Source organism: Pseudomonas sp. DWP3-1-2, from assembly GCF_049896285.1.
Classification (GTDB): Bacteria; Pseudomonadota; Gammaproteobacteria; order Pseudomonadales; family Pseudomonadaceae; genus Aquipseudomonas.
In genome coordinates this window covers 71,039-89,218 of sequence record NZ_JAFCTZ010000004.1, presented here as the reverse complement: position 1 = coordinate 89,218, position 18,180 = coordinate 71,039, and the positions used below count along the sequence as shown (strand labels likewise).

The 18,180-nt window shown below is 60.1% G+C and carries 19 protein-coding genes; 8 read left to right on the top strand and 11 right to left on the bottom strand.

Annotated elements, in window-relative coordinates; genetic code table 11:
• Positions 1-52: 52 nt before the first annotated feature.
• The 7 genes from ACP7B0_RS12345 to ACP7B0_RS12315 form a co-directional block, all read right to left on the bottom strand.
• Complete coding sequence (locus ACP7B0_RS12345) at positions 53-2,284, bottom strand: DNA internalization-related competence protein ComEC/Rec2 (protein WP_426141650.1); 2,232 nt, start codon at positions 2,282-2,284, stop codon at positions 53-55.
• A 450-nt stretch (positions 2,285-2,734) separates the two neighbouring features.
• Positions 2,735-4,012 (bottom strand): 23S rRNA pseudouridine(2605) synthase RluB, encoded by a 1,278-nt coding sequence (gene rluB / locus ACP7B0_RS12340; RefSeq protein WP_426141649.1) that lies wholly within the window; start codon positions 4,010-4,012, stop codon positions 2,735-2,737.
• 185 nt (positions 4,013-4,197) lie between these two features.
• Positions 4,198-4,389 (bottom strand): DUF1289 domain-containing protein, encoded by a 192-nt coding sequence (locus ACP7B0_RS12335; protein ID WP_426141881.1) that lies wholly within the window; start codon positions 4,387-4,389, stop codon positions 4,198-4,200.
• A gap of 74 nt (positions 4,390-4,463) precedes the next feature.
• A complete protein-coding gene (scpB, locus tag ACP7B0_RS12330) occupies positions 4,464-5,252 on the bottom strand; it encodes an SMC-Scp complex subunit ScpB (RefSeq protein ID WP_426141648.1) in 789 nt (262 codons plus the stop codon).
• A gap of 10 nt (positions 5,253-5,262) precedes the next feature.
• Positions 5,263-6,021: a segregation and condensation protein A gene (locus ACP7B0_RS12325; RefSeq protein WP_426141880.1), complete on the bottom strand. Its 759-nt coding sequence runs from the start codon at positions 6,019-6,021 to the stop codon at positions 5,263-5,265.
• 59 nt (positions 6,022-6,080) lie between these two features.
• Positions 6,081-6,710: an L-threonylcarbamoyladenylate synthase gene (locus ACP7B0_RS12320; protein WP_426141647.1), complete on the bottom strand. Its 630-nt coding sequence runs from the start codon at positions 6,708-6,710 to the stop codon at positions 6,081-6,083.
• A gap of 13 nt (positions 6,711-6,723) precedes the next feature.
• The gene (locus ACP7B0_RS12315; RefSeq protein WP_426141646.1) at positions 6,724-7,587 is read right to left on the bottom strand and encodes a PHP domain-containing protein; all 864 of its coding nucleotides are present in this window, start codon (positions 7,585-7,587) and stop codon (positions 6,724-6,726) included.
• A gap of 66 nt (positions 7,588-7,653) precedes the next feature.
• Between ACP7B0_RS12315 and ACP7B0_RS12310 the strand changes: the two genes are divergently transcribed.
• The 6 genes from ACP7B0_RS12310 to ACP7B0_RS12285 all read left to right on the top strand — a co-directional run bounded on the left by ACP7B0_RS12310 (position 7,654) and on the right by ACP7B0_RS12285 (position 11,839).
• Positions 7,654-8,256 carry a septation protein A gene (locus ACP7B0_RS12310; RefSeq protein ID WP_426141644.1) on the top strand — a complete coding sequence of 201 codons (603 nt, stop codon included), beginning with the start codon at positions 7,654-7,656 and terminating at the stop codon, positions 8,254-8,256.
• 1 nt (position 8,257) lies between these two features.
• Positions 8,258-8,557, top strand: a complete 300-nt coding sequence (locus ACP7B0_RS12305) for a YciI family protein (protein WP_426141643.1) — start codon at positions 8,258-8,260, stop codon at positions 8,555-8,557.
• Positions 8,558-8,696: 139 nt separating this feature from the next.
• Positions 8,697-9,110, top strand: coding sequence for a translation initiation factor 2 (locus ACP7B0_RS12300; protein ID WP_426141642.1), 414 nt, complete (start codon positions 8,697-8,699; stop codon positions 9,108-9,110).
• Positions 9,111-9,117: 7 nt separating this feature from the next.
• Positions 9,118-9,795 carry a response regulator transcription factor gene (locus ACP7B0_RS12295; protein WP_426141641.1) on the top strand — a complete coding sequence of 226 codons (678 nt, stop codon included), beginning with the start codon at positions 9,118-9,120 and terminating at the stop codon, positions 9,793-9,795.
• 197 nt (positions 9,796-9,992) lie between these two features.
• Positions 9,993-10,439, top strand: coding sequence for a Spy/CpxP family protein refolding chaperone (locus ACP7B0_RS12290; protein WP_426141640.1), 447 nt, complete (start codon positions 9,993-9,995; stop codon positions 10,437-10,439).
• A gap of 65 nt (positions 10,440-10,504) precedes the next feature.
• Positions 10,505-11,839 carry a sensor histidine kinase gene (locus tag ACP7B0_RS12285; RefSeq protein ID WP_426141639.1) on the top strand — a complete coding sequence of 445 codons (1,335 nt, stop codon included), beginning with the start codon at positions 10,505-10,507 and terminating at the stop codon, positions 11,837-11,839.
• Between the two features lie 189 nt (positions 11,840-12,028).
• Here ACP7B0_RS12285 and ACP7B0_RS12280 read toward each other — a convergent pair whose 3' ends face one another.
• On the bottom strand, positions 12,029-12,589 hold the full coding sequence (locus ACP7B0_RS12280; RefSeq protein ID WP_426141638.1) for a nitroreductase family protein: 561 nt from the start codon (positions 12,587-12,589) through the stop codon (positions 12,029-12,031).
• Positions 12,590-12,741: 152 nt separating this feature from the next.
• Here ACP7B0_RS12280 and ACP7B0_RS12275 point away from each other — a divergent pair, with 152 nt between their 5' ends.
• Positions 12,742-14,196, top strand: a complete 1,455-nt coding sequence (locus ACP7B0_RS12275; protein ID WP_426141637.1) for a TrkH family potassium uptake protein — start codon at positions 12,742-12,744, stop codon at positions 14,194-14,196.
• A gap of 107 nt (positions 14,197-14,303) precedes the next feature.
• Complete coding sequence (locus ACP7B0_RS12270; protein ID WP_426141636.1) at positions 14,304-14,615, top strand: Mpo1-like protein; 312 nt, start codon at positions 14,304-14,306, stop codon at positions 14,613-14,615.
• 34 nt (positions 14,616-14,649) lie between these two features.
• Here the strand turns inward: ACP7B0_RS12270 and ACP7B0_RS12265 are convergent, their stop codons facing one another.
• The 3 genes from ACP7B0_RS12265 to ACP7B0_RS12255 form a co-directional block, all read right to left on the bottom strand.
• The gene (locus ACP7B0_RS12265) at positions 14,650-15,477 is read right to left on the bottom strand and encodes a UDP-2,3-diacylglucosamine diphosphatase (RefSeq protein ID WP_426141635.1); all 828 of its coding nucleotides are present in this window, start codon (positions 15,475-15,477) and stop codon (positions 14,650-14,652) included.
• A 113-nt stretch (positions 15,478-15,590) separates the two neighbouring features.
• Positions 15,591-15,893 carry a SelT/SelW/SelH family protein gene (locus ACP7B0_RS12260; protein WP_426141634.1) on the bottom strand — a complete coding sequence of 101 codons (303 nt, stop codon included), beginning with the start codon at positions 15,891-15,893 and terminating at the stop codon, positions 15,591-15,593.
• A gap of 70 nt (positions 15,894-15,963) precedes the next feature.
• Positions 15,964-18,102 carry a FimV/HubP family polar landmark protein gene (locus ACP7B0_RS12255; protein ID WP_426141632.1) on the bottom strand — a complete coding sequence of 713 codons (2,139 nt, stop codon included), beginning with the start codon at positions 18,100-18,102 and terminating at the stop codon, positions 15,964-15,966.
• Between the last annotated feature and the right edge of the window lie 78 nt (positions 18,103-18,180).

The following is an 18,180-nucleotide window of genomic DNA, read 5'->3' as shown; positions in this document are numbered from 1 at the left end:
AAAAAAGTGGCGCCACTCTACCATAGGGTCGTCAAATGGCCGAAGCCTGTGATCAATATCCTTTGGATGAGTCACGCCAGAAACGCGGGCGACGTCGTTCGACCTCAGGCGCGCCGAACGTACCCAGTTGCAGGCTGATCGCGCCGGATTCCGCGCTGTCATAGGCGCGAATGCCAAACCATTCATAGCGCGACATGACGATGGGGTGGGGATGCCCGAACGCATTGTTGCGCCCCCGGGAGATCAAGACGCCCCGAGGGTTGACGCCGCGCAGGAACGGTTTTGAGGACGAGGTTCGGCTGCCGTGGTGCGGCGCCTGCAGCCAGTGGGCGCGCACGTCGAAGTCACTCTGCAAGGCTGCCGCCTCGGCCTCGGCGTCGATATCTCCGGTCAGCAACAAGCGCTCGCCATTGGCCTCGACCATCAGGACGCATGAGGCCTGATTCCCCTCTTTCGCTTGCTCCCAACGCCAGGTCGAAAACGTTACGCCGTCCCACTCCCAGGTTTCGTTGTTCCGGCACACTCGGGCATCCAGTTGCGGGGCAAGTCGTTCCAGCTCGCCGCCCAGGACACGGGCGACAGGCAAACCCTGCTGGATCGCCAACGCACCACCGGCGTGGTCGGCGTCGGCATGACTGAGCAGCATCAGGTCCAGCTTGCGCACACCGACTTTCAGGATGACCGGTAACACAACGCGCTCACCGATATCAAATTCGCCAAAGCGTGGCCCGGCGTCATACAACAGGGCGTGCTCGCGGGTGCGTAACAGGATCGCCAAACCTTGGCCGACGTCCAGTTGCAGCACCTGGACCTGCCCATGGGGTACAGGCTTCGACGGCGCAAACACACACAACAGCACTAACGGCCACCCCAAAGCGCGCAAAGGGATGCCGCTGGGCAGCAGCAACATCAAAGCGCCCAACAGGCTCAACGTCCATGCCCACAGCGGTATCGCCCGGGGTACCCAGACGGGCACCCCATCGGCAACCCAACCTAGAAATATAAACAGCACGTGCAGCGCACCACCGGCCAGCCACAACAGGCTTTCGCCGACATAGGGCACCGGCAATAACAAGGTGCCGAGCAATGCGGGAGGTAGCACGACGAAGCTGACCCAAGGCACAGCGATCAGGTTAGCCAGCGGTCCACTCAGGCTGACCGGCAGGTTCAGCGCCAACAGGACCGGCAGTAAACCCAGGGCGATCAGCCATTGCGCCCGCGTCCAGCTGCGCAGCCAGCTCCAGGCACCCAGTCGGCCGCTGAAAATCATGACCAGAATGCCCACGGCCAGAAACGACAGCCAGAACCCCGGTTGAAGACTGGCCAGCGGCTCGAGCAGCAAGACAGCATTGAGCGACAGCAGCAAGGGCCAGATCACCCCAAGATGACGAAAACGCAAGCGCCAGAGCAACACCAGGCCGACCATGACACAGGCCCGGCGTACCGGCACGTCGAATCCGGCGAGCAGGCCGTAACCCAGCGCCCCGCTGAACGCCAGACCGCAGGCCCAAGGCAGCCAGGGCAAAAACCGGGGCCATAACCCCCACCGCGCCAATCCGGCGATCAACGCATAGATCACACCCGCCAACAAACCAATGTGCTGCCCGGAAATGACCAACAAATGCACCGTGCCGGTGTTCTGCAGGGTCTGCCAGTCAGCCGCCGTCAACCCCGAACCATCGCCCAACACCAATGCAGCCAGGCCGCCTTCGCGACCCTGCGCATCAACTGCCAGCAAGCGTTGGCGCAAGGCATCCCGCCCACCGCCACCCGCGACGGACAATCGCTGCCCATCCACGACTGTTCCGGTGGCGCCGATCCGCTGAGCCAGTAGCCACGCCTCGTAATCGAATACGTGGGGGTTGACCAACCCACCCGGCTGCTTGAGTTTGACGGCAAGACGCCACTGCTCGCCACTGCGCACCGTCGGCCCGCCATACCAGGCAACGCGGATGCGTTCAGGTAACCGGGATCTGCGTGACTTGGCGTCTTCAAGCTCGAAACGCACCACGTCCTCAGCGACAGCGGGCAATCCGACGACCTTGCCCTGCAGCCAAAGGGTCTGCCCATCCAGCCGTGGCGGCAGCCGATCATCCAGCGCCCATTGCGCCGAGGTGCAGGCCCACGTCAGACCGAACAGAAAAAATGCCAGTGGATAAGTGCGAAACGGCAGCAGCATCAAGGCGACAACCGGCATCGCCAGCAACAGCCAGGTCGGTGGTAGCTGCGGCAGAAAACGTAACAGCAACATCCCTAAAGCCAGCGCGAACATCCCTGTGCGCATACACGTCCACCCCGGTTACTGCAAAAGTCATCTAATGGCTTAGCTCAACGGGTCACACTGCGGCGGGATCAATTGTCACAAGGTCTGAAGCGGCGGTGAACTGCGCCCCAAATGTTGGACGCTTATCCAGCCTTTGGGGTGTTTTCATGGGCAAATATTCAGCACAGTTCAAACGCAAACCTATCGTCCATCGGCCGACTTCAGCCGGGAACTGTTGTTCTCCTCGTAGGACCGGCTTCAGCCGGGAAGAGGCCTGGGCGTTCGCTGCATCTGCATCGCTTGAAATAACCCTTCCCGGCTAAAGCCGGTCCCACGGTGCGAACGTCTACAGAACCCAGCCGCGAACTGCCTGACAAGACCGTCCAGCTTTTAGGGGACAGTTCAGCGGTTTGCACGCGCATAAAAAAACGCCAACTTTTCAGTTGGCGTTCATGTGTTACATCACAACGTTTACTGCGGCTTGCGACGACCGAAGCCCGGACGCTGGCCCGAACCCGACGGCGGGCCACGACGCTTGCCGGACGGCGCGTCGTCTACCAGCGTAATGCCCGGACGTTTGTTTCCAGGTTTTGCCGGACGCTTGCTGACATCGCTCGGACGCTCGGCCACGGGCGTACCACGGCTGCTGTCGGTGCGACCATTGGCTGGACGCGGGGTACGTGGTGACGGCTTGCTCGGATCGTTGCGCGAACCGGCAGGACGTTGACCACGGCCAGACTCGGAACGTGGGCCCGACGGACGCTGAGTGGAATCGCCACGAGGACGGTCCCGCTCGCTGCCAGTCACTTGTGGCTGACGCGGCGCACGATCCCCCGTCGGAGCAACTGCACCCGCAGCCGGACGCAAGGTACGCACACGCTCGCCCTTGCCCAATGGACGGGACGACTGACGCTGCAAGCGCTCCATCTTGTCTTTGGTCTTGGCGTTCATCTGCGGCTGAGCAACCGGCTCAAGGCCGACTTCAGCGCTGAGCACGTCGACTTCGTACTGGCTCATTTCGCGCCAGCGGCCCATCGGCAGGTCAGAGTTGAGGAACACCGGCCCGTAGCGCACGCGCTTCAGACGGCTGACCACCAACCCTTGAGACTCCCACAGGCGACGGACTTCGCGGTTGCGACCTTCCATGACCACGCAGTGATACCAATGGTTGAAGCCTTCGCCGCCCGGCGCCTGCTTGATGTCGGTGAAACGTGCCGGACCGTCTTCGAGGATCACGCCGTTCTTCAGGCGCAGCAGCATGTCGTCATCGACTTCGCCACGGACGCGCACCGCGTATTCGCGGTCCATCTCGAAGGACGGGTGCATCAGGCGGTTGGCCAGTTCACCGTCGGTGGTGAACATCAGCAAACCGGTGGTGTTGATGTCCAGGCGGCCAATGTTGACCCAACGGCCTTCTTTCGGACGCGGCAGGCGATCAAACACCGTTGGACGACCTTCAGGGTCGTCACGGGTGCAGATTTCGCCGTCCGGTTTGTTGTACATGATGACGCGGCGAACCGTTTCGGCTGCCTCTTCGCGCTTGATCACACGACCATCAACGGTGATGGCGTCATGCATGTCGACGCGTTGACCCAGGGTCGCGTCCTTGCCATTGACCTTGATCCGGCCCTGGCTGATCCAGGCTTCGACGTCACGTCGCGAACCCACACCAATACGCGCCAGAACCTTCTGCAGTTTTTCACCTGCGGGTCCGATTTCCTGGCTGTCCTGCTTGTCTTTATCACTCATCTGGGCACCTCCCGGTGTGTCGATTCAGGGAGCGCCGAGGACCGGCGCGACCTGCTGCTCCGGGCTGTGGATAGCCGCAGAGCGAAAATACTGAAAACCTGTGGCGAGCATGAATCGCCAAAAGGTCGGGAATCATACGCTCAAGAGGCTCGTTGCGCATCACAGGCCAGTCGAAAAAGGGCCCGTTACTTTCTTTTCCGCCGACCGGCGTTCTTGAATGCGGCCAGACGAAGCTCGGATTGCACCAACACCGCGTGTCGCTCGCCCTTGTCCATCTTCTTCCAGCTTTTGATTTCTTTCTTGCTGCGGCCGCAGCCGAGACAGATATCGTCGTCGAACTTGCAGAGGCTGATACAAGGGTTTTTGCTGCTCATGATCGAGGGTCCTGTGGAGATTGCGTGTCGCGCGACCCACACCCGCTCGCTCCAACAGATCGGGGTGCATTCGGGTTTCAGGCACCCGGATTCTTGTCGTCCGGCGGGTCATCTGCCAATTCAGACTCTGTATCGGGCTGATCAATCAATAAATCATCAAAATCAATCTTCAACCCCTGCTCCATGGAGTCGAGTTCCACCAACAGGCTACGGAAGCTGGTTTCATCCCGCGGCGGCTCCGGTTCGGCATCCGGGTCTAGACTGGCGTCCGCCAATGCCTGCAGGTGCGCCGGGACCGGGGCGTCGTCGAAGTCCAGAATCGGGTCTGGCTCCAACTCGCGCAGGTCGGCCAGCGGTGGCAGGTCGTCGAGGTTCTTCAGGTTGAAATGATCGAGAAAGCCCTTGGTCGTGGCGAACATCGCAGGTTTGCCCGGCACATCGCGATAACCCACGACCCTGATCCACTCACGTTCAAGCAGGGTCTTGACGATATGACTGTTGACCGCGACACCGCGCACATCTTCGATCTCACCCCGGGTGATCGGCTGGCGGTAGGCAATCAGCGCGATGGTTTCCAGCATCGCCCTGGAGTAACGCTGCGGACGTTCTTCCCAGAGGCGCCCCACCCACGGCGAGAACTTTTCGCGAATCTGCAGCCGGTAGCCGGAAGCCACTTCCTTGAGTTCGAAGGCACGCCCTTCACAGGACTTGTGCAGCAATTGCAGTGCTTTCTTGAACACCGGCGGTGCCGGTCGCTCGCCCTCTTCGAACAATTCGAACAGGCGCTCCAGCGATTGCGGCTTGCCCGAGGCCAACAAGAAAGCTTCGAGCAAAGGCGCCAGCTCGCGGGGTTCGTTGAGGTTCATTGATCTGCTCTTATTCGGCTCGCGCCCGGACATGGATCGCCGCGAAGGGTTCGTTCTGTACCAGTTCCACCAGGGACTCCTTGACCAGCTCAAGCACGGCCATGAACGTCACCACCACACCAAGCCGCCCTTCTTCTGCGGTGAACAGCTCGGCAAACGGCACGAAACCGCCACCTTTAAGGCGCTCCAACACGTCGCTCATGCGTTCCCGGGTGGACAATGCTTCGCGACTGACCTGATGGCTTTCAAACATATCGCCACGGCGCAGCACTTCGGCCATGGACATCAGCAACTCGTCGAGACTGACATCCGGCAATAACTTGCGGGCTCGGGCTTCCGGGGCGTCCAGCTTGGGCACGCTGACATCACGGCCCACGCGGGTCAGCCGGTCGATGCCCTCGGCGGCAGCCTTGAAGCGTTCGTATTCCTGCAGACGTCGAATCAGCTCGGCGCGAGGGTCTTCTTCTTCCGCTTCAACTTCGGCCGAGCGCGGCAGCAGCATCCGCGACTTGATCTCCGCGAGCATGGCCGCCATCACCAGATACTCGGCTGCGAGCTCCAGGCGCACGGTCTTCATCAACTCGACGTAACCCATGTACTGCTTGGTGATTTCGGCCACCGGGATGTCGAGGATATCGATGTTCTGTTTACGAATCAGGTAGAGCAGCAGGTCCAGCGGCCCCTCGAAGGCTTCGAGAAAAACCTCAAGCGCATCCGGCGGAATATACAGATCCAGAGGCATCTGCATGACCGCCTGGCCATAGACCATGGCAAACGGCAGCTCTTGCTGCGCGTCAGCCTGACTGTCCATTGCTTGGGCCATCGTCATTACGCTTCAACACCGAAGGGTGTCGGATCGCCACAGCCTACGCGTATCACCTGAGGCTCACCGTCGGCCAGGTTGATAACGGTGGACGCGGAAATACCGCCAATGCCGCCATCAATGATCAAGTCCACCTGACGCTCGAGCACCTGACGCATTTCGTACGGATCGCTCATGGGTACGCTTTCGCCCGGCATGATCAGGCTGACGCTCATCAGCGGCTCGCCCAGTTCCTCAAGCAACGCCTGGGCGATGGGATGACCCGGCACCCGCAAACCGATGGTTCGGCGCTTGGGATGCAACACCAGCCGCGGCACTTCCCGGGTGGCGCTGAGAATGAACGTGTACGGCCCCGGCGTGTGGGCCTTGAGGGCACGAAACGCGCCGGTATCGACCTTGGCGAACAGCCCCAGTTGCGACAGGTCGCAGCACATCAGGGTGAAGTTGTGCTTGTCGTCCAGTTGACGCAGGCGACGGATTCGCTCGATGGCGCTTTTATCGCCGATCTGGCAACCCAATGCGTAAGAAGAATCAGTGGGATAGACCACCAACCCGCCGGCCTTGATGATTTCTGCGGCCTGTTTGATCAGGCGCGGCTGCGGGTTTTCCGGGTGGACCTGGAAAAATTGACTCACGGTAACGTCCTGTTCAGAAGGCGGCAGTAGGCTGGTCATGTTTGAATCGGCACCAAAGTGGTGGCAAATCCTCGGGCAACGGTCGATAGATGCCGATCTCGGACCAGGCACCCGGCGCGTGAAAATCGCTGCCGGCGCTTACCAGCAGACCGAACTCACGAGCAAGGATGGCCAGTGTCCCGACCTGTTCGGCAGGTTGCAGCCCGTTGACCACTTCTATGGCATGGCCGCCAGCCTGAAGAAACTCGGCGACCAGTTTACGACGCTTGCTACGGGTGAAATCGTAATGTGCGGGGTGCGCAAGGCTGACCCAGGCTCCGGAAGCGCGCAACATGGCGACGGTGTCTTCCAGCGTCGGCCAGTGCAGCTTGACGTCGCCCAGCTTGCCGGCACCCAGCCATTTGCGGAAGGCTTCGGCCCGGTCCTTGACGAAACCCTGACGCACCATGAAGTCCGCAAAGTGCGGCCGGGCCGGTGCGTTGCCGCTGTCGCCCAGCTCTTGCTGGATCGCCCGGGCACCTTCCAGCGCGCCGGGCATACCTTTGATCGCCAATTTACGACTTATTTCTTCGGCACGCAGCCAGCGTCCGCTGTGCAAACGGGCGATAGCCTCGACCAGAAGTGGCGCATTGACGTCGAAACCATAGCCCAGGATATGGATGGTTGCACCGCCCCAGGTGCAGGATAATTCGACGCCGTTCACCAGATGCATACCCAGCGCATGCGCCGCAGTACGGGCCTCTGCAAGGCCTTCGAGGGTATCGTGATCGGTCAGGGACAAGACGCGCACGCCATTTTCATAAGCACGCGCTACCAGATCCGCGGGCGCCAGGGCGCCATCGGAAGCAGTGCTGTGGCAGTGCAGGTCAACATTCATAGGTGGCGCTTTCGCTATCATTGATGTTTGTTATTATGCCGTCACATCCTGCTTCTGGCTGCCATTGTGAAACAATTCATCGACTTCATCCCGCTGTTGCTGTTTTTCATCGTTTATAAAATCGAGCCTCGCACCGTCGACATCCTGGGTCAGAGCATGACCGTGGGCGGCATATTCAGTGCGACCGCCATGCTGATTATCAGTTCGGTGGTGGTCTACGGCATTCTGTTCGTCAAGCAAGGCAAACTGGAAAAAAGCCAATGGCTGACCCTGGTGGCCTGCCTGGTCTTCGGCAGCCTGACGCTGGCGTTCCACAGCGAAACCTTCCTGAAGTGGAAAGCGCCGGTGGTCAACTGGTTGTTCGCCCTGGCGTTTGCGGGCAGTCACTTCATCGGTGACCGGCCATTGATCCAGCGCATCATGGGCCATGCGGTGTCCCTGCCGCAGGCGATCTGGTTCAAACTGAACATTGCCTGGATCATCTTCTTCCTGTTCTGCGGCGCGGCCAATCTCTATGTGGCGTTTACCTATCAGGAATTCTGGGTCGACTTCAAAGTCTTCGGCAGCCTGGGCATGACGCTGGTTTTCCTGATCGGCCAGGGCGTGTTTCTTGCCCGCCACATGCACGATCCCGATTCACCTCCACCGTCCACAAAAACCGAGGACTGACATGCTCTACGCAATCATTGCCACAGACGTTGAAAACTCTCTGGAAAAACGCCTGAGCGTTCGTCCGGCGCATCTTGAGCGCCTGAACGCGCTCAAGGATGAAGGCCGTCTGGTGCTGGCCGGCCCCCATCCTGCAGTGGACAGCAATGATCCAGGCGCGGCCGGTTTCTCCGGCAGCCTGATCGTCGCCGAGTTTGACTCCCTGAGCGCCGCCCGGACGTGGGCCGATGCCGATCCGTTCGTGAAAGCCGGTGTCTACGGCAATGTCGTGGTTAAACCGTTCAAGCAGGTCCTTCCTTAATAACGGGAGAAACACGGCGATTGCCACCCGGCCCGGGCGGCAATCGCACGACACCCGCTTGCTATTAATCATTCTTGCCTCCCTGCCGACAACCTTCTGAATGTTCTATACAAACACTGCGTGAAAAACAGGGGTTCAGATGCGTTCAGGTCCGCGATGTCTGTTAATAACGGTATTGATCATGGTGGCGACACCTGCGCAGGCCGAGCCCACAGATGATTTGACTGCGCCCGCCGAGACCGAGTCGATTGAGCAGAGCCAGGTCAATGAGCTTCAACAGCGCCTGCTCGAGAGCGAGCACCAGCGCGAAGAACTGATCAAGCAGCTGCAAAACGCCAGCGCCGAACGCGAAAGTGCGCAACTGAGCCGTCTTCGCCAGGAGAACCAAAGGCTCAAATTGCAGCTCAAAGAGTCACAATCCGTCGAGCCCCAGCGCGTTCTGACGGAGCAACAACAGTGGTTTGTCGCGGGGGGTGGCGTTGCGATAATCGCCCTTTTGTGCGGTATTTTTGCCAGCGGTTCGCGTAGAAAGCGTCGGCAGTGGCTAAATTGAGTGAAACATGAGCGAGCTGTTACTAATAGATGATGATCAGGAGCTCTGTGAGCTTCTGAGCAGTTGGCTAAGCCAGGAAGGGTTTGTGGTGCACGCCTGTCACGACGGCAACAGTGCCCGGCGAGCCCTTGCTGAGTCGGCACCGGCAGCCGTCGTGCTGGACGTGATGCTGCCCGATGGCAGCGGCCTGGAATTGCTCAAGCAACTGCGTACCGATCACCCGGACCTGCCCGTGCTGATGCTGTCGGCGCGTGGCGAACCTCTGGACCGTATTCTCGGGCTGGAACTGGGTGCCGATGACTACCTGGCCAAACCCTGCGACCCCCGTGAGCTGACAGCGCGCCTGCGTGCGGTGCTGCGGCGCAGCCACCCGACAGCGGTGTCGACTCAACTGGAGCTGGGCGATTTGTGTTTCAGCCCGATGCGCGGCGTGGTCATCATCGACGAAAAGGAACTGACCCTCACGGTGTCGGAAAGCCGTCTGCTAGAAGCCCTGCTGCGTCAACCCGGCGAGCCGCTGGACAAGCAGGAGCTGGCGCAATTGGCACTGGGTCGCAAACTGACACTTTACGACCGCAGCCTGGACATGCACGTCAGCAACCTGCGCAAGAAGATCGGCCCTCACGCCGACGGACGCCCACGCATCGTGGCGCTGCGCAGTCGCGGGTATTACTACGCGGTCTAGCGACGGACGCAGGCGCGGATTGAGTTCGCAAGGCGGCAGGGCAGGCTCTTGATCAACCCAGGAAATGCCGCCACCCGGTCAGCCCTGGGAAGACCCTCTTTACCGAAGCTTTACGCTGACCTGACCGCCCTTGACCTTGATCTCCCTAAACTGGTCTCAACCGGCAACGAGCCGGATTCGAGACAAGGAGATACACCATGCGCAAGACTCTGATCGCTTTGATGTTCGCTGCTGCCCTGCCTACCGTCGCCATGGCGATGCCACCCGCTGACGGCCCTGGCCGCGACGGTCCTTGCCACGAAGGCCCACGCATGGGTATGGGCATGCATGATCGCGGCCCCCTCGCCGAACTGGACCTGACCAGAGAACAGCGTCAGCAAATCGGCAAACTGATGGGTGCGCAGATGCATGATCGCAAGGAGGTTACCGAGAAGTACCTGGCCAAACTGCCAGCCGCTGATCAAAAATCCATGAAAGACGAAATGGAAGCCAGGCGCGCCAAGACCCAGGCCGATATCCGCGCACTGCTCAAGCCGGATCAACAGAAGGAATTCGACGAGATGCAAAAAGAGCGTGCACAACGCATGGCTGATCGTGAAGAGTTCGAAGCCTGGAAAGCGCAGAAGGCTCAGAAAGCCCAATAAGCTAACGATTCACCTGAACCCGACACTCCCCAAGCGTGTCGGGTTTTCCTATTTGAGGGCTTCACGTGCGTTCATTGTTCTGGCGAATCCTGGCCAGCTTCTGGCTGGCCATTGCTCTGGTTGCAGGCCTTTCGGTTCTGCTGGGCCACATGCTCAATCAAGACGCATGGATACTCAGTCGTCATCCGGGTCTGCACAAACTGCCGCAAACCTGGGCCCGGCTGTTTGAGAGTCAGGGCCCGGACGCGGCGCAGGACTACCTGCAAACCCTCAAGCGCAAGTATCACATCGACGTGCAAGTGCTCAACGAGAGCGGTGAACCGGTGGTGCGTGGCACCTTCCCGCCCCGGGCTGCCGCTTTCGAAGCACGCCAGCAGGCCGATCCGCGGCAACTGCCATGGCGACGCCTGACGTCCGAATACACCAGCCCGAAAACGGACGAAACGTATTTGCTGATTTATCGAATCCCCCATCCGGAACTGGACGCCTGGCACCGCGACAGCCTGATGTGGCCCCTCAGTGCCCTGGGCATTGCGCTGGTGGTGCTGACGCTGTTCAGCCTGCTGGTCACGCTGTCGATCACCCGGCCGCTCAGTCGCTTGCGCGGGGCGGTTCACGATCTGGGACAGACGACGTATCAACAGAACAGCCTGGCGCAGTTGGCCAATCGACGTGATGAGTTCGGGGTTTTGGCGACGGACTTCAACCGCATGGGCGCTCGCCTGCAGAGCCTCATCAGCAGCCAGCGCCAGCTATTGCGTGACGTGTCCCATGAACTGCGCTCGCCACTGGCCCGACTGCGTATCGCCCTGGCATTGGCCGAGCGCGCGGAACCCGCCGAGCGCGACAAACTCTGGCCGCGCCTGAGCCGCGAATGTGACCGACTGGAAGCGCTGATCAGCGAAATTCTGGCCCTGGCTCGCCTCGACGCTGATTTCGGCAGCGCTGAACCGGTGGACTTGAACGCTCTGCTGTTGCGCCTGAAGAACGACGCGATGCTCGATGGCGGTGATCAGCAGATCCTGGTTAGCACTCAGGACGGCCTGCAATTGCAAGGCTGGCCTGACATGCTGGAACGTGCGCTGGACAACCTGCTGCGCAACGCCCTGCGCTTCAACCCTCCGGGCAAGTCGATTGAACTGCAGGCCCTGCGTGTGGGTGATCGAGTGCAGCTGAGTGTTCGCGATCATGGCCCGGGGGTGGCTGACGAGTATCTGGCCCAGCTGGGCGAACCGTTCTATCGGGCACCCGGCCAGACCGCGCAGGGGCATGGCCTGGGCCTGGCCATCGCCAAACGCGCCGCCCAGCGCCATGGCGGGGATCTGGTACTGGCAAATCATCCAGAGGGCGGCTTTATCGCCACACTGGATTTACCGGTGGAATTGGTGGTGGCGGGCTAAACGGTTGCGTCCGGGAAGCAAAGGCCGGACGTCAGCGCAGAAGGGTTCGCACCGCTCGCTTGGTTTATCGGCATCAACGGTGCGTGCTTTGGCGACTTGGAAGGGGTAAATGTGCTCGCGACTCGCCTCTTCATCTGAGTCGGTTTCGACTGCTCTGTCGCCATCGCGAGCGTTTTATCCGGTAATCACTCAGCCCTGCCACTCACTGACAACATCCGCCACATCCACCTTGCCGGCAATACGCGGCGGATTCTGCGGTGTGCCCAGGTAAAGAAATGCGATCACTTCCTCATTAGCCGCCAGGCCCAGCCCTTTGGCGACCAGCGGCGAGTACGCAAGCTCGCCTGTTCGCCACACGGCACCAACACCCAATGCATAAGCCGCCAGCAACACACTGTGGGCGGCACAGCCTGCGGTAATCAATTGTTCCTGCCTGGGCACCTTGAAGTGATCCGTCAAACGCGCAATCACCACGACCACCAAAGGCGCCCGCAAAGGCCCGAGACGCGCCTTGTCCAAAGCCTGGGGCGTGACCTGTTCGCCACTGTCTTGCAGGGCTTGAGCCAGCAGGTCGCCCATGCGTTCCCGCGCTGCGCCTTCGACCGTCAGAAAACGAAACGGCCTTAATTGGCCGTGATCTGGCGCCCGCATGGCCGCGCCGAACAGGATTTCCCGTTGCGCTGCATCCGGTGCGGGGTCGAGCAATCGCGGTACGGAAACACGATTGAGCAAAACGTCGAGCGCCTCCATGGGCAACCTCCTTGAAAAATGATTGAGCATTCTAGACTCAGATAACGAAGCTTACCGGCCATTACTTACAACCATTGACGAACGCCGATTGGTTTACTTGCTGTGGTCCGCAGGTAGAATGGCGCCTTTCCCACTCAAGTCAGAGCGACTGCATGGCGTTGCCGACCCTTCGTATCATCGGTTTCATTATCGGCATCTTCCTGATCACTCTGGCCATTGCCATGATCGTGCCCATGGCGACCCTGGTGATCTTCGACCGCATCGAAGACCTGCGTTCCTTTCTCTGGGCCAGCCTTCTGACGTTCATCGCCGGGCTCGCGCTGGTGATTCCCGGTCGCCCGGAACACGTGCATCTGCGTCCCCGGGACATGTACCTGCTCACGGTTTCCAGCTGGATCGTGGTGTGCATCTTTGCCGCTCTGCCGTTCCTGCTGACACAACACATCAGCTACACCGATTCCTTTTTCGAAAGCATGTCCGGGATCACCGCAACCGGTTCCACGGTACTCAGCGGCCTGGACAACATGTCACCGGGGATTCTGATCTGGCGCTCCATGCTCCACTGGCTCGGCGGGATCGGCTTCATCGGTATGGCGGTGGCGATCCTGCCGCTGCTGCGCATCGGTGGCATGCGCCTGTTCCAGACCGAATCATCGGACCGCTCGGAAAAGGTCATGCCCCGCTCGCACATGGTTGCCAAGTTTATTGTGCTGGCGTACGTCGGGTTCACCACCTTGGGCAGCCTTGCCTTCTGGATGGCGGGCATGAGCCTGTTCGACGCCATCAATCACGCCATGTCCGCGATTGCCACGGGCGGGTTCTCGACTTCAGACCTTTCTCTGGCCAAATGGCACCAGCCCGCCGTGCACTGGGTCGCTATCGTGGTGATGATTCTGGGCAGCCTGCCCTTCACCCTGTATGTCGCCACACTGCGCGGCAACCGAGGCGCGCTGTTTCGGGATGAACAGGTCCGCGGATTGCTGACGCTGCTGCTGGCAACGTGGGTGGTGATGGGGTCCTGGTACTGGGCGACCACCGATTTGCCCTGGTACGAGGCCTTGCGCCATGTGGCCTTGAACGTCACGTCCGTGGTGACCACCACTGGCTTTGCCCTTGGGGATTACAGTCTGTGGGGCAATTTCGCCCTGATGTTCTTCTTCTATCTGGGGTTCATCGGTGGCTGTTCCGGCTCAACGGCAGGTGGCGTGAAAATTTTCCGCTTCCAGGTGGCGTATATCCTGCTCAAGGCCAACCTGCATCAGTTGATTCATCCGCGAGCGGTCATCAAGCAGAAGTACAACGGCCATCGTCTTGACGACGAGATCGTGCGATCAATCCTGACCTTCTCGTTCTTTTTTACCATCACCATTTGCCTGATTGCCCTGGCGCTGTCCTTGCTGGGCCTGGACTGGATGACAGCACTGACTGGCGCCGCCAGTACCGTGTCGGGCGTCGGGCCGGGGCTTGGGGAAACCATCGGCCCGGCGGGTAACTTCGCCAGCCTGCCGGATGCTGCAAAATGGATCCTGTCCCTGGGCATGCTGCTGGGCAGGCTGGAGATCATTACGGTGCTGGTGCTGTGCATCCCGTCGTTCTGGCGCCATTGATGCCTGGCCACCCGCTTGTTGTGGTCCTGATGCAAAAGGTGTTTATTGACACAGCACCCACCACCGCTGGGCTAGACTGAATCGCAACACGATCAGGAGGGGCCGTCATGGAAAACACGAGACAGTTCAACCGCTTTGCTGACTTCTATCCGTACTATCTGGCTGAACACGCAGACAGCACCTGTCGGCGCCTGCACTTCATTGGCACCAGTCTGGTGATTTTCCTGCTGGCCTTTGCTGTTGGCGCTGGCCACTGGGGTTTGTTATGGCTCGTGCCCGTTGCCGGTTACGGGTTTGCCTGGGCCGGTCATTTTTTCTTCGAGAAAAACCGGCCAGCCACGTTCCAGCACCCTTTCTACAGCCTGCTGGGCGACTTTGTGATGTACCGCGACATGGTGCTTGGCAAAGTGCCTTTCTGAAGCCCGATGCCGGTGTCTGTTCAGGCCGACACTATCAGGTCACCGGCTCGCTGGCTGGCGTTTCCTGATCGGCGAGCAGCGCTTTCTCCCGCAGGTGCGCATCGGCCAGACGGAACAGCTCGATTGAACCGTCCAGGTGTTCGATCAAGGCCGTACACGACTCGACCCAGTCCCCGCAGTTCAGGTATTCCACCCCGCCCACCGTGCGGATTTCCGCGTGATGGATATGCCCGCAGACCACGCCGTCCAGCCCGCGCTTGACGCACTCATGGGCGATGGCTTCTTCGAAGTCACTGATAAAGCTGACGGCGGTCTTGACCTTGTGCTTGAGGTACGCCGACAACGACCAATAACCATAACCGTATTTCGCCCGCCAATGATTAAGCCAGCGGTTGAGGGTCAGGGTGAATTCGTAGGCAGAATCCCCGAGGAAGGCCAACCAACGGTGATAGCGGGTGATCACATCGAATTGATCCCCATGAATCACCAGCAACCGGCGGCCATCGGCAGTGACATGCTCGGCTTCATCCACCAACTGAATGTTACCAAGCACCAGGGTCGAATAGCGGCGCAGGAACTCATCGTGATTGCCGGTGACGTAGATCACCTCGGTGCCACGCTTGCTCATGGTCAACAGGCGGCGGATGACGTTGGTGTGCGCCTGAGGCCAGTACATGCCGCCGCGCAGCTTCCAGCCGTCGATGATGTCGCCCACCAGATAGACCTTGTCTGCGTGATAGCGCTTGAGAAAAGCCGACAGATGCTCGGCCTGACAATCACGGGTCCCCAGGTGCACGTCGGAAATCCATAAGGTGCGTACGCGTTGCTTACGACTGGGATTAGCAAGCTGAGCGCTGCTCATGGGTAACCTCCGGCAGAGTTTTCAGGATCATGCGCCGGTTCGGTTAATCGATTGTGACTGAGCTGTGGCAGTGTCGTGACAGCGCATCGCCGCCAGCGTTTGAGCGGCAGCGGTTATGGCTTGGCCGGGTGGCCGGATGTGTCGTTGTGCCCCAGATCGCGCTGGGGGTCGATCTGGTCCCGTACCCGTTGTTTGAGCGTCTTCGCTTCCGGGAAGCCCCCATCGGCTTTGCGTTCCCAGATCTGCACCCCGTCGCAGGTAATACGAAATACCCCGCCGACTCCCGGTTGCAGGGACACTCTGTCCAGATCGTCGGCAAAGGTACTGAGTAATTCCTGAGCAAGCCAGGCAGCACGCAAAAGCCACTGGCATTGCGTGCAGTAGGTGATGACGATTTCAGGTTTGGCAGCTGACATAGAACACACTCTCGAAACGGGAGGTTTGTGCGACACCCATGACAGGCGCTTGATTACCGCAGCGCGGCCCTCAACTGATGCTGGTCAACAGATCCCTGGCCATTTGCTGATGCTGCGCGTCGGCGTCCTGGATGACTTCTCGCAATAACGTTCTGGCGGTATCGAAGTCGCCGTCATCGATCAGGACCTGCGCCTGATTGATCTTGCTCAACGGGGTCTCGTCCAGATCCAGCAAATCAAACTCTGAAGAATCATCCATGAACGAGTCCAGAAAAGCATCGTCCAGCGAGTCGTTGTTGGATTGCACAACAGGTTCAGGCTCCGAGAAGTCACTCAGGAACTGATCGCCCTGTATTTCAAGCACTTCCGGCAACTCGGTGAGATTGGAGGAAAACGCCAGGTCTTCTTCCTGCGGCGCATCTACAACTTCAGGCGTACCCCGCACAGGTTTCGGGCTGTCGAACGGGTCCACAAGATCCCAGTCGGCATCCATCGACAGGTCGTCCAGGTTCAAATGAAACCCGTCATCCGACTCCGGATTAAGGGCCGCAGCAGCGTTTTCGTCCAGTTGCGCCAGCTCAGGTTCCGCTGCCAGCGGTGCAACTGCAATCACTGGGGCAGCCGGAGTGGGCGCGGAGGCGAGTTGGGGATGACGTTTACGGATGTCAGCCAGGGTGTGCGGTTCAACGCCATGTGCCAGCGCCTGCTGCTCTTCACTGGCAAAGCCGGCGGCATCGCCCTGCTCCGCCAGCAGTTCAAGGATCTTGATGCGGATATCGGTGCGTTGCGGATCTTTTACCAGCGCACCCCGCAAAATCCCCAGGGCTTCGGCGAACCGGCCGTAGGCGATATAGATACTCACGCCATCCAGGGGATCAGGCGTTGCGCTACTACGAAGCGCAGCAACAATCGGGCGCTGCGCGACCGTCGACAGCTCCGGCAGAGCGGCGCGGGGGGCTGTCGCAGGCGCTTCGTACACCGGCGTTTCATGGGCCTGAGCGGGCTTGATCAGTGGCGACTCTACCGGGCCAGCGCCCGACAATTGTTGCTTGTGACGAGCGCGTCGTACCGAGTAAGCCAGCGCCAGCAACAGCAGCAGAATCAAAACCGCGCCTGGCAGCAGGAGCGACGACAGCAAGGAATCTTCCTGAGGCTCCACCGCCGCAGGCGGCGCCGGATTGACGGGCACTGCCGCCGGGACGATTACCGGCGCAGCGGTTTCCGCCTTTTCGGACAGCCGGGTCTGCAGCTCCGTGATTTGCTTGTCCCTGCCCGTCAATTGCTCTTGCAGCTTCAGGACCTTGGCCTTCAGATCATCCAGCGCTTTATTCATCTGCTGGTTTTCCAGCGACGCTTGCGCCAATTGTTCTTCGCTGCGCTGCACATCGGCAGACAGTTGAGTGACCTTTGCCTGCACGGGCGCGGGGGCTGCGGGGGCTGAAGCAGGGCCGGGCACGACGGCGTCGTCAGGCAATAGCAGGTTTTGCCCCGCCCTCAACACGGTTCCCTTGCCGTTGCTGAACACTTGCGGGTTCAACGCCTGAATGCCATCGGCGAGCCGGGCCGCCGAGGCATTCGCGCCATTACCTTGAACGCGGCGGGCGATCGAGTTCAGCGTATCGCCACTGGCGACGGTGTAGCGCTTGTCTTGCGTGCTGGAAGGTGGCGCGACCGGCATACGCGATTCAACCGTCTTTTGAGCCGAAGCCTCCTGGGCGCGACCACGGATTGCCGCAGCCCCCGCCGGGGATGTCGCCGGGTCAAGCAGGACGGTGTACTCGTGCAACAGATTGCCGTTTGGACGAACAACCTGCACCAGGAAATTCAGGTAAGGCTCGGTGACGGCTTTGCTGGAAACGACGCGAATAACACCGCGATTGCCGTGAATAATCGGGGTGAAGCGCAAATCATTAAGGAAGAAGACCCGCTCGATACCTGCTCGGGTGAAATCGTCCGCCGACGCGAGCCTGGCGACGATGTCGTCCGCGCTCAAGCCGGCGGTCTCAACCAGTTCGATGTCGGCATTCAGGGGCTGGTTGAGTGCCGAATGCAGGGTGATGCCGCCCATGCCCAAGGCCGCCGCCAGGGAGGAATGCAGAATCGAGGCCGCTGAAATGGCTGTCAGCAATGCCGTTCGGCGCAGCATTTTAACCACGTGACTTGTCTGGCGATGATCGCCCAGCGCAGCCGCCTGAAAACTCTTCAGCATACTGACCCTTATGGAAACCAAAGCAGGCTTCTCGGCATATTCGATATAAAGCGCAGACTCCAGCGTCTGAGGTCACAA

Excerpts from the sequence above, each read along its gene's own strand:
- ACP7B0_RS12325 (WP_426141880.1), bottom strand. The coding sequence starts at position 6,021 with ATGGTCTATGGCCAGGCGGTCATGCAGATGCCTCTGGATCTGTATATT.
- ACP7B0_RS12265 (WP_426141635.1), bottom strand. The coding sequence starts at position 15,477 with ATGAGCAGCGCTCAGCTTGCTAATCCCAGTCGTAAGCAACGCGTACGC.
- ACP7B0_RS12280 (WP_426141638.1), bottom strand. The coding sequence starts at position 12,589 with ATGGAGGCGCTCGACGTTTTGCTCAATCGTGTTTCCGTACCGCGATTG.
- rluB (WP_426141649.1), bottom strand. The coding sequence starts at position 4,012 with ATGAGTGATAAAGACAAGCAGGACAGCCAGGAAATCGGACCCGCAGGT.
- ACP7B0_RS12270 (WP_426141636.1), top strand. The coding sequence starts at position 14,304 with ATGGAAAACACGAGACAGTTCAACCGCTTTGCTGACTTCTATCCGTAC.
- ACP7B0_RS12305 (WP_426141643.1), top strand. The coding sequence starts at position 8,258 with ATGCTCTACGCAATCATTGCCACAGACGTTGAAAACTCTCTGGAAAAA.
- ACP7B0_RS12255 (WP_426141632.1), bottom strand. The coding sequence starts at position 18,102 with ATGCTGAAGAGTTTTCAGGCGGCTGCGCTGGGCGATCATCGCCAGACA.
- scpB (WP_426141648.1), bottom strand. The coding sequence starts at position 5,252 with ATGAACCTCAACGAACCCCGCGAGCTGGCGCCTTTGCTCGAAGCTTTC.
- ACP7B0_RS12300 (WP_426141642.1), top strand. The coding sequence starts at position 8,697 with ATGCGTTCAGGTCCGCGATGTCTGTTAATAACGGTATTGATCATGGTG.
- ACP7B0_RS12260 (WP_426141634.1), bottom strand. The coding sequence starts at position 15,893 with ATGTCAGCTGCCAAACCTGAAATCGTCATCACCTACTGCACGCAATGC.
- ACP7B0_RS12290 (WP_426141640.1), top strand. The coding sequence starts at position 9,993 with ATGCGCAAGACTCTGATCGCTTTGATGTTCGCTGCTGCCCTGCCTACC.
- ACP7B0_RS12275 (WP_426141637.1), top strand. The coding sequence starts at position 12,742 with ATGGCGTTGCCGACCCTTCGTATCATCGGTTTCATTATCGGCATCTTC.
- ACP7B0_RS12295 (WP_426141641.1), top strand. The coding sequence starts at position 9,118 with ATGAGCGAGCTGTTACTAATAGATGATGATCAGGAGCTCTGTGAGCTT.
- ACP7B0_RS12315 (WP_426141646.1), bottom strand. The coding sequence starts at position 7,587 with ATGAATGTTGACCTGCACTGCCACAGCACTGCTTCCGATGGCGCCCTG.
- ACP7B0_RS12345 (WP_426141650.1), bottom strand. The coding sequence starts at position 2,284 with ATGCGCACAGGGATGTTCGCGCTGGCTTTAGGGATGTTGCTGTTACGT.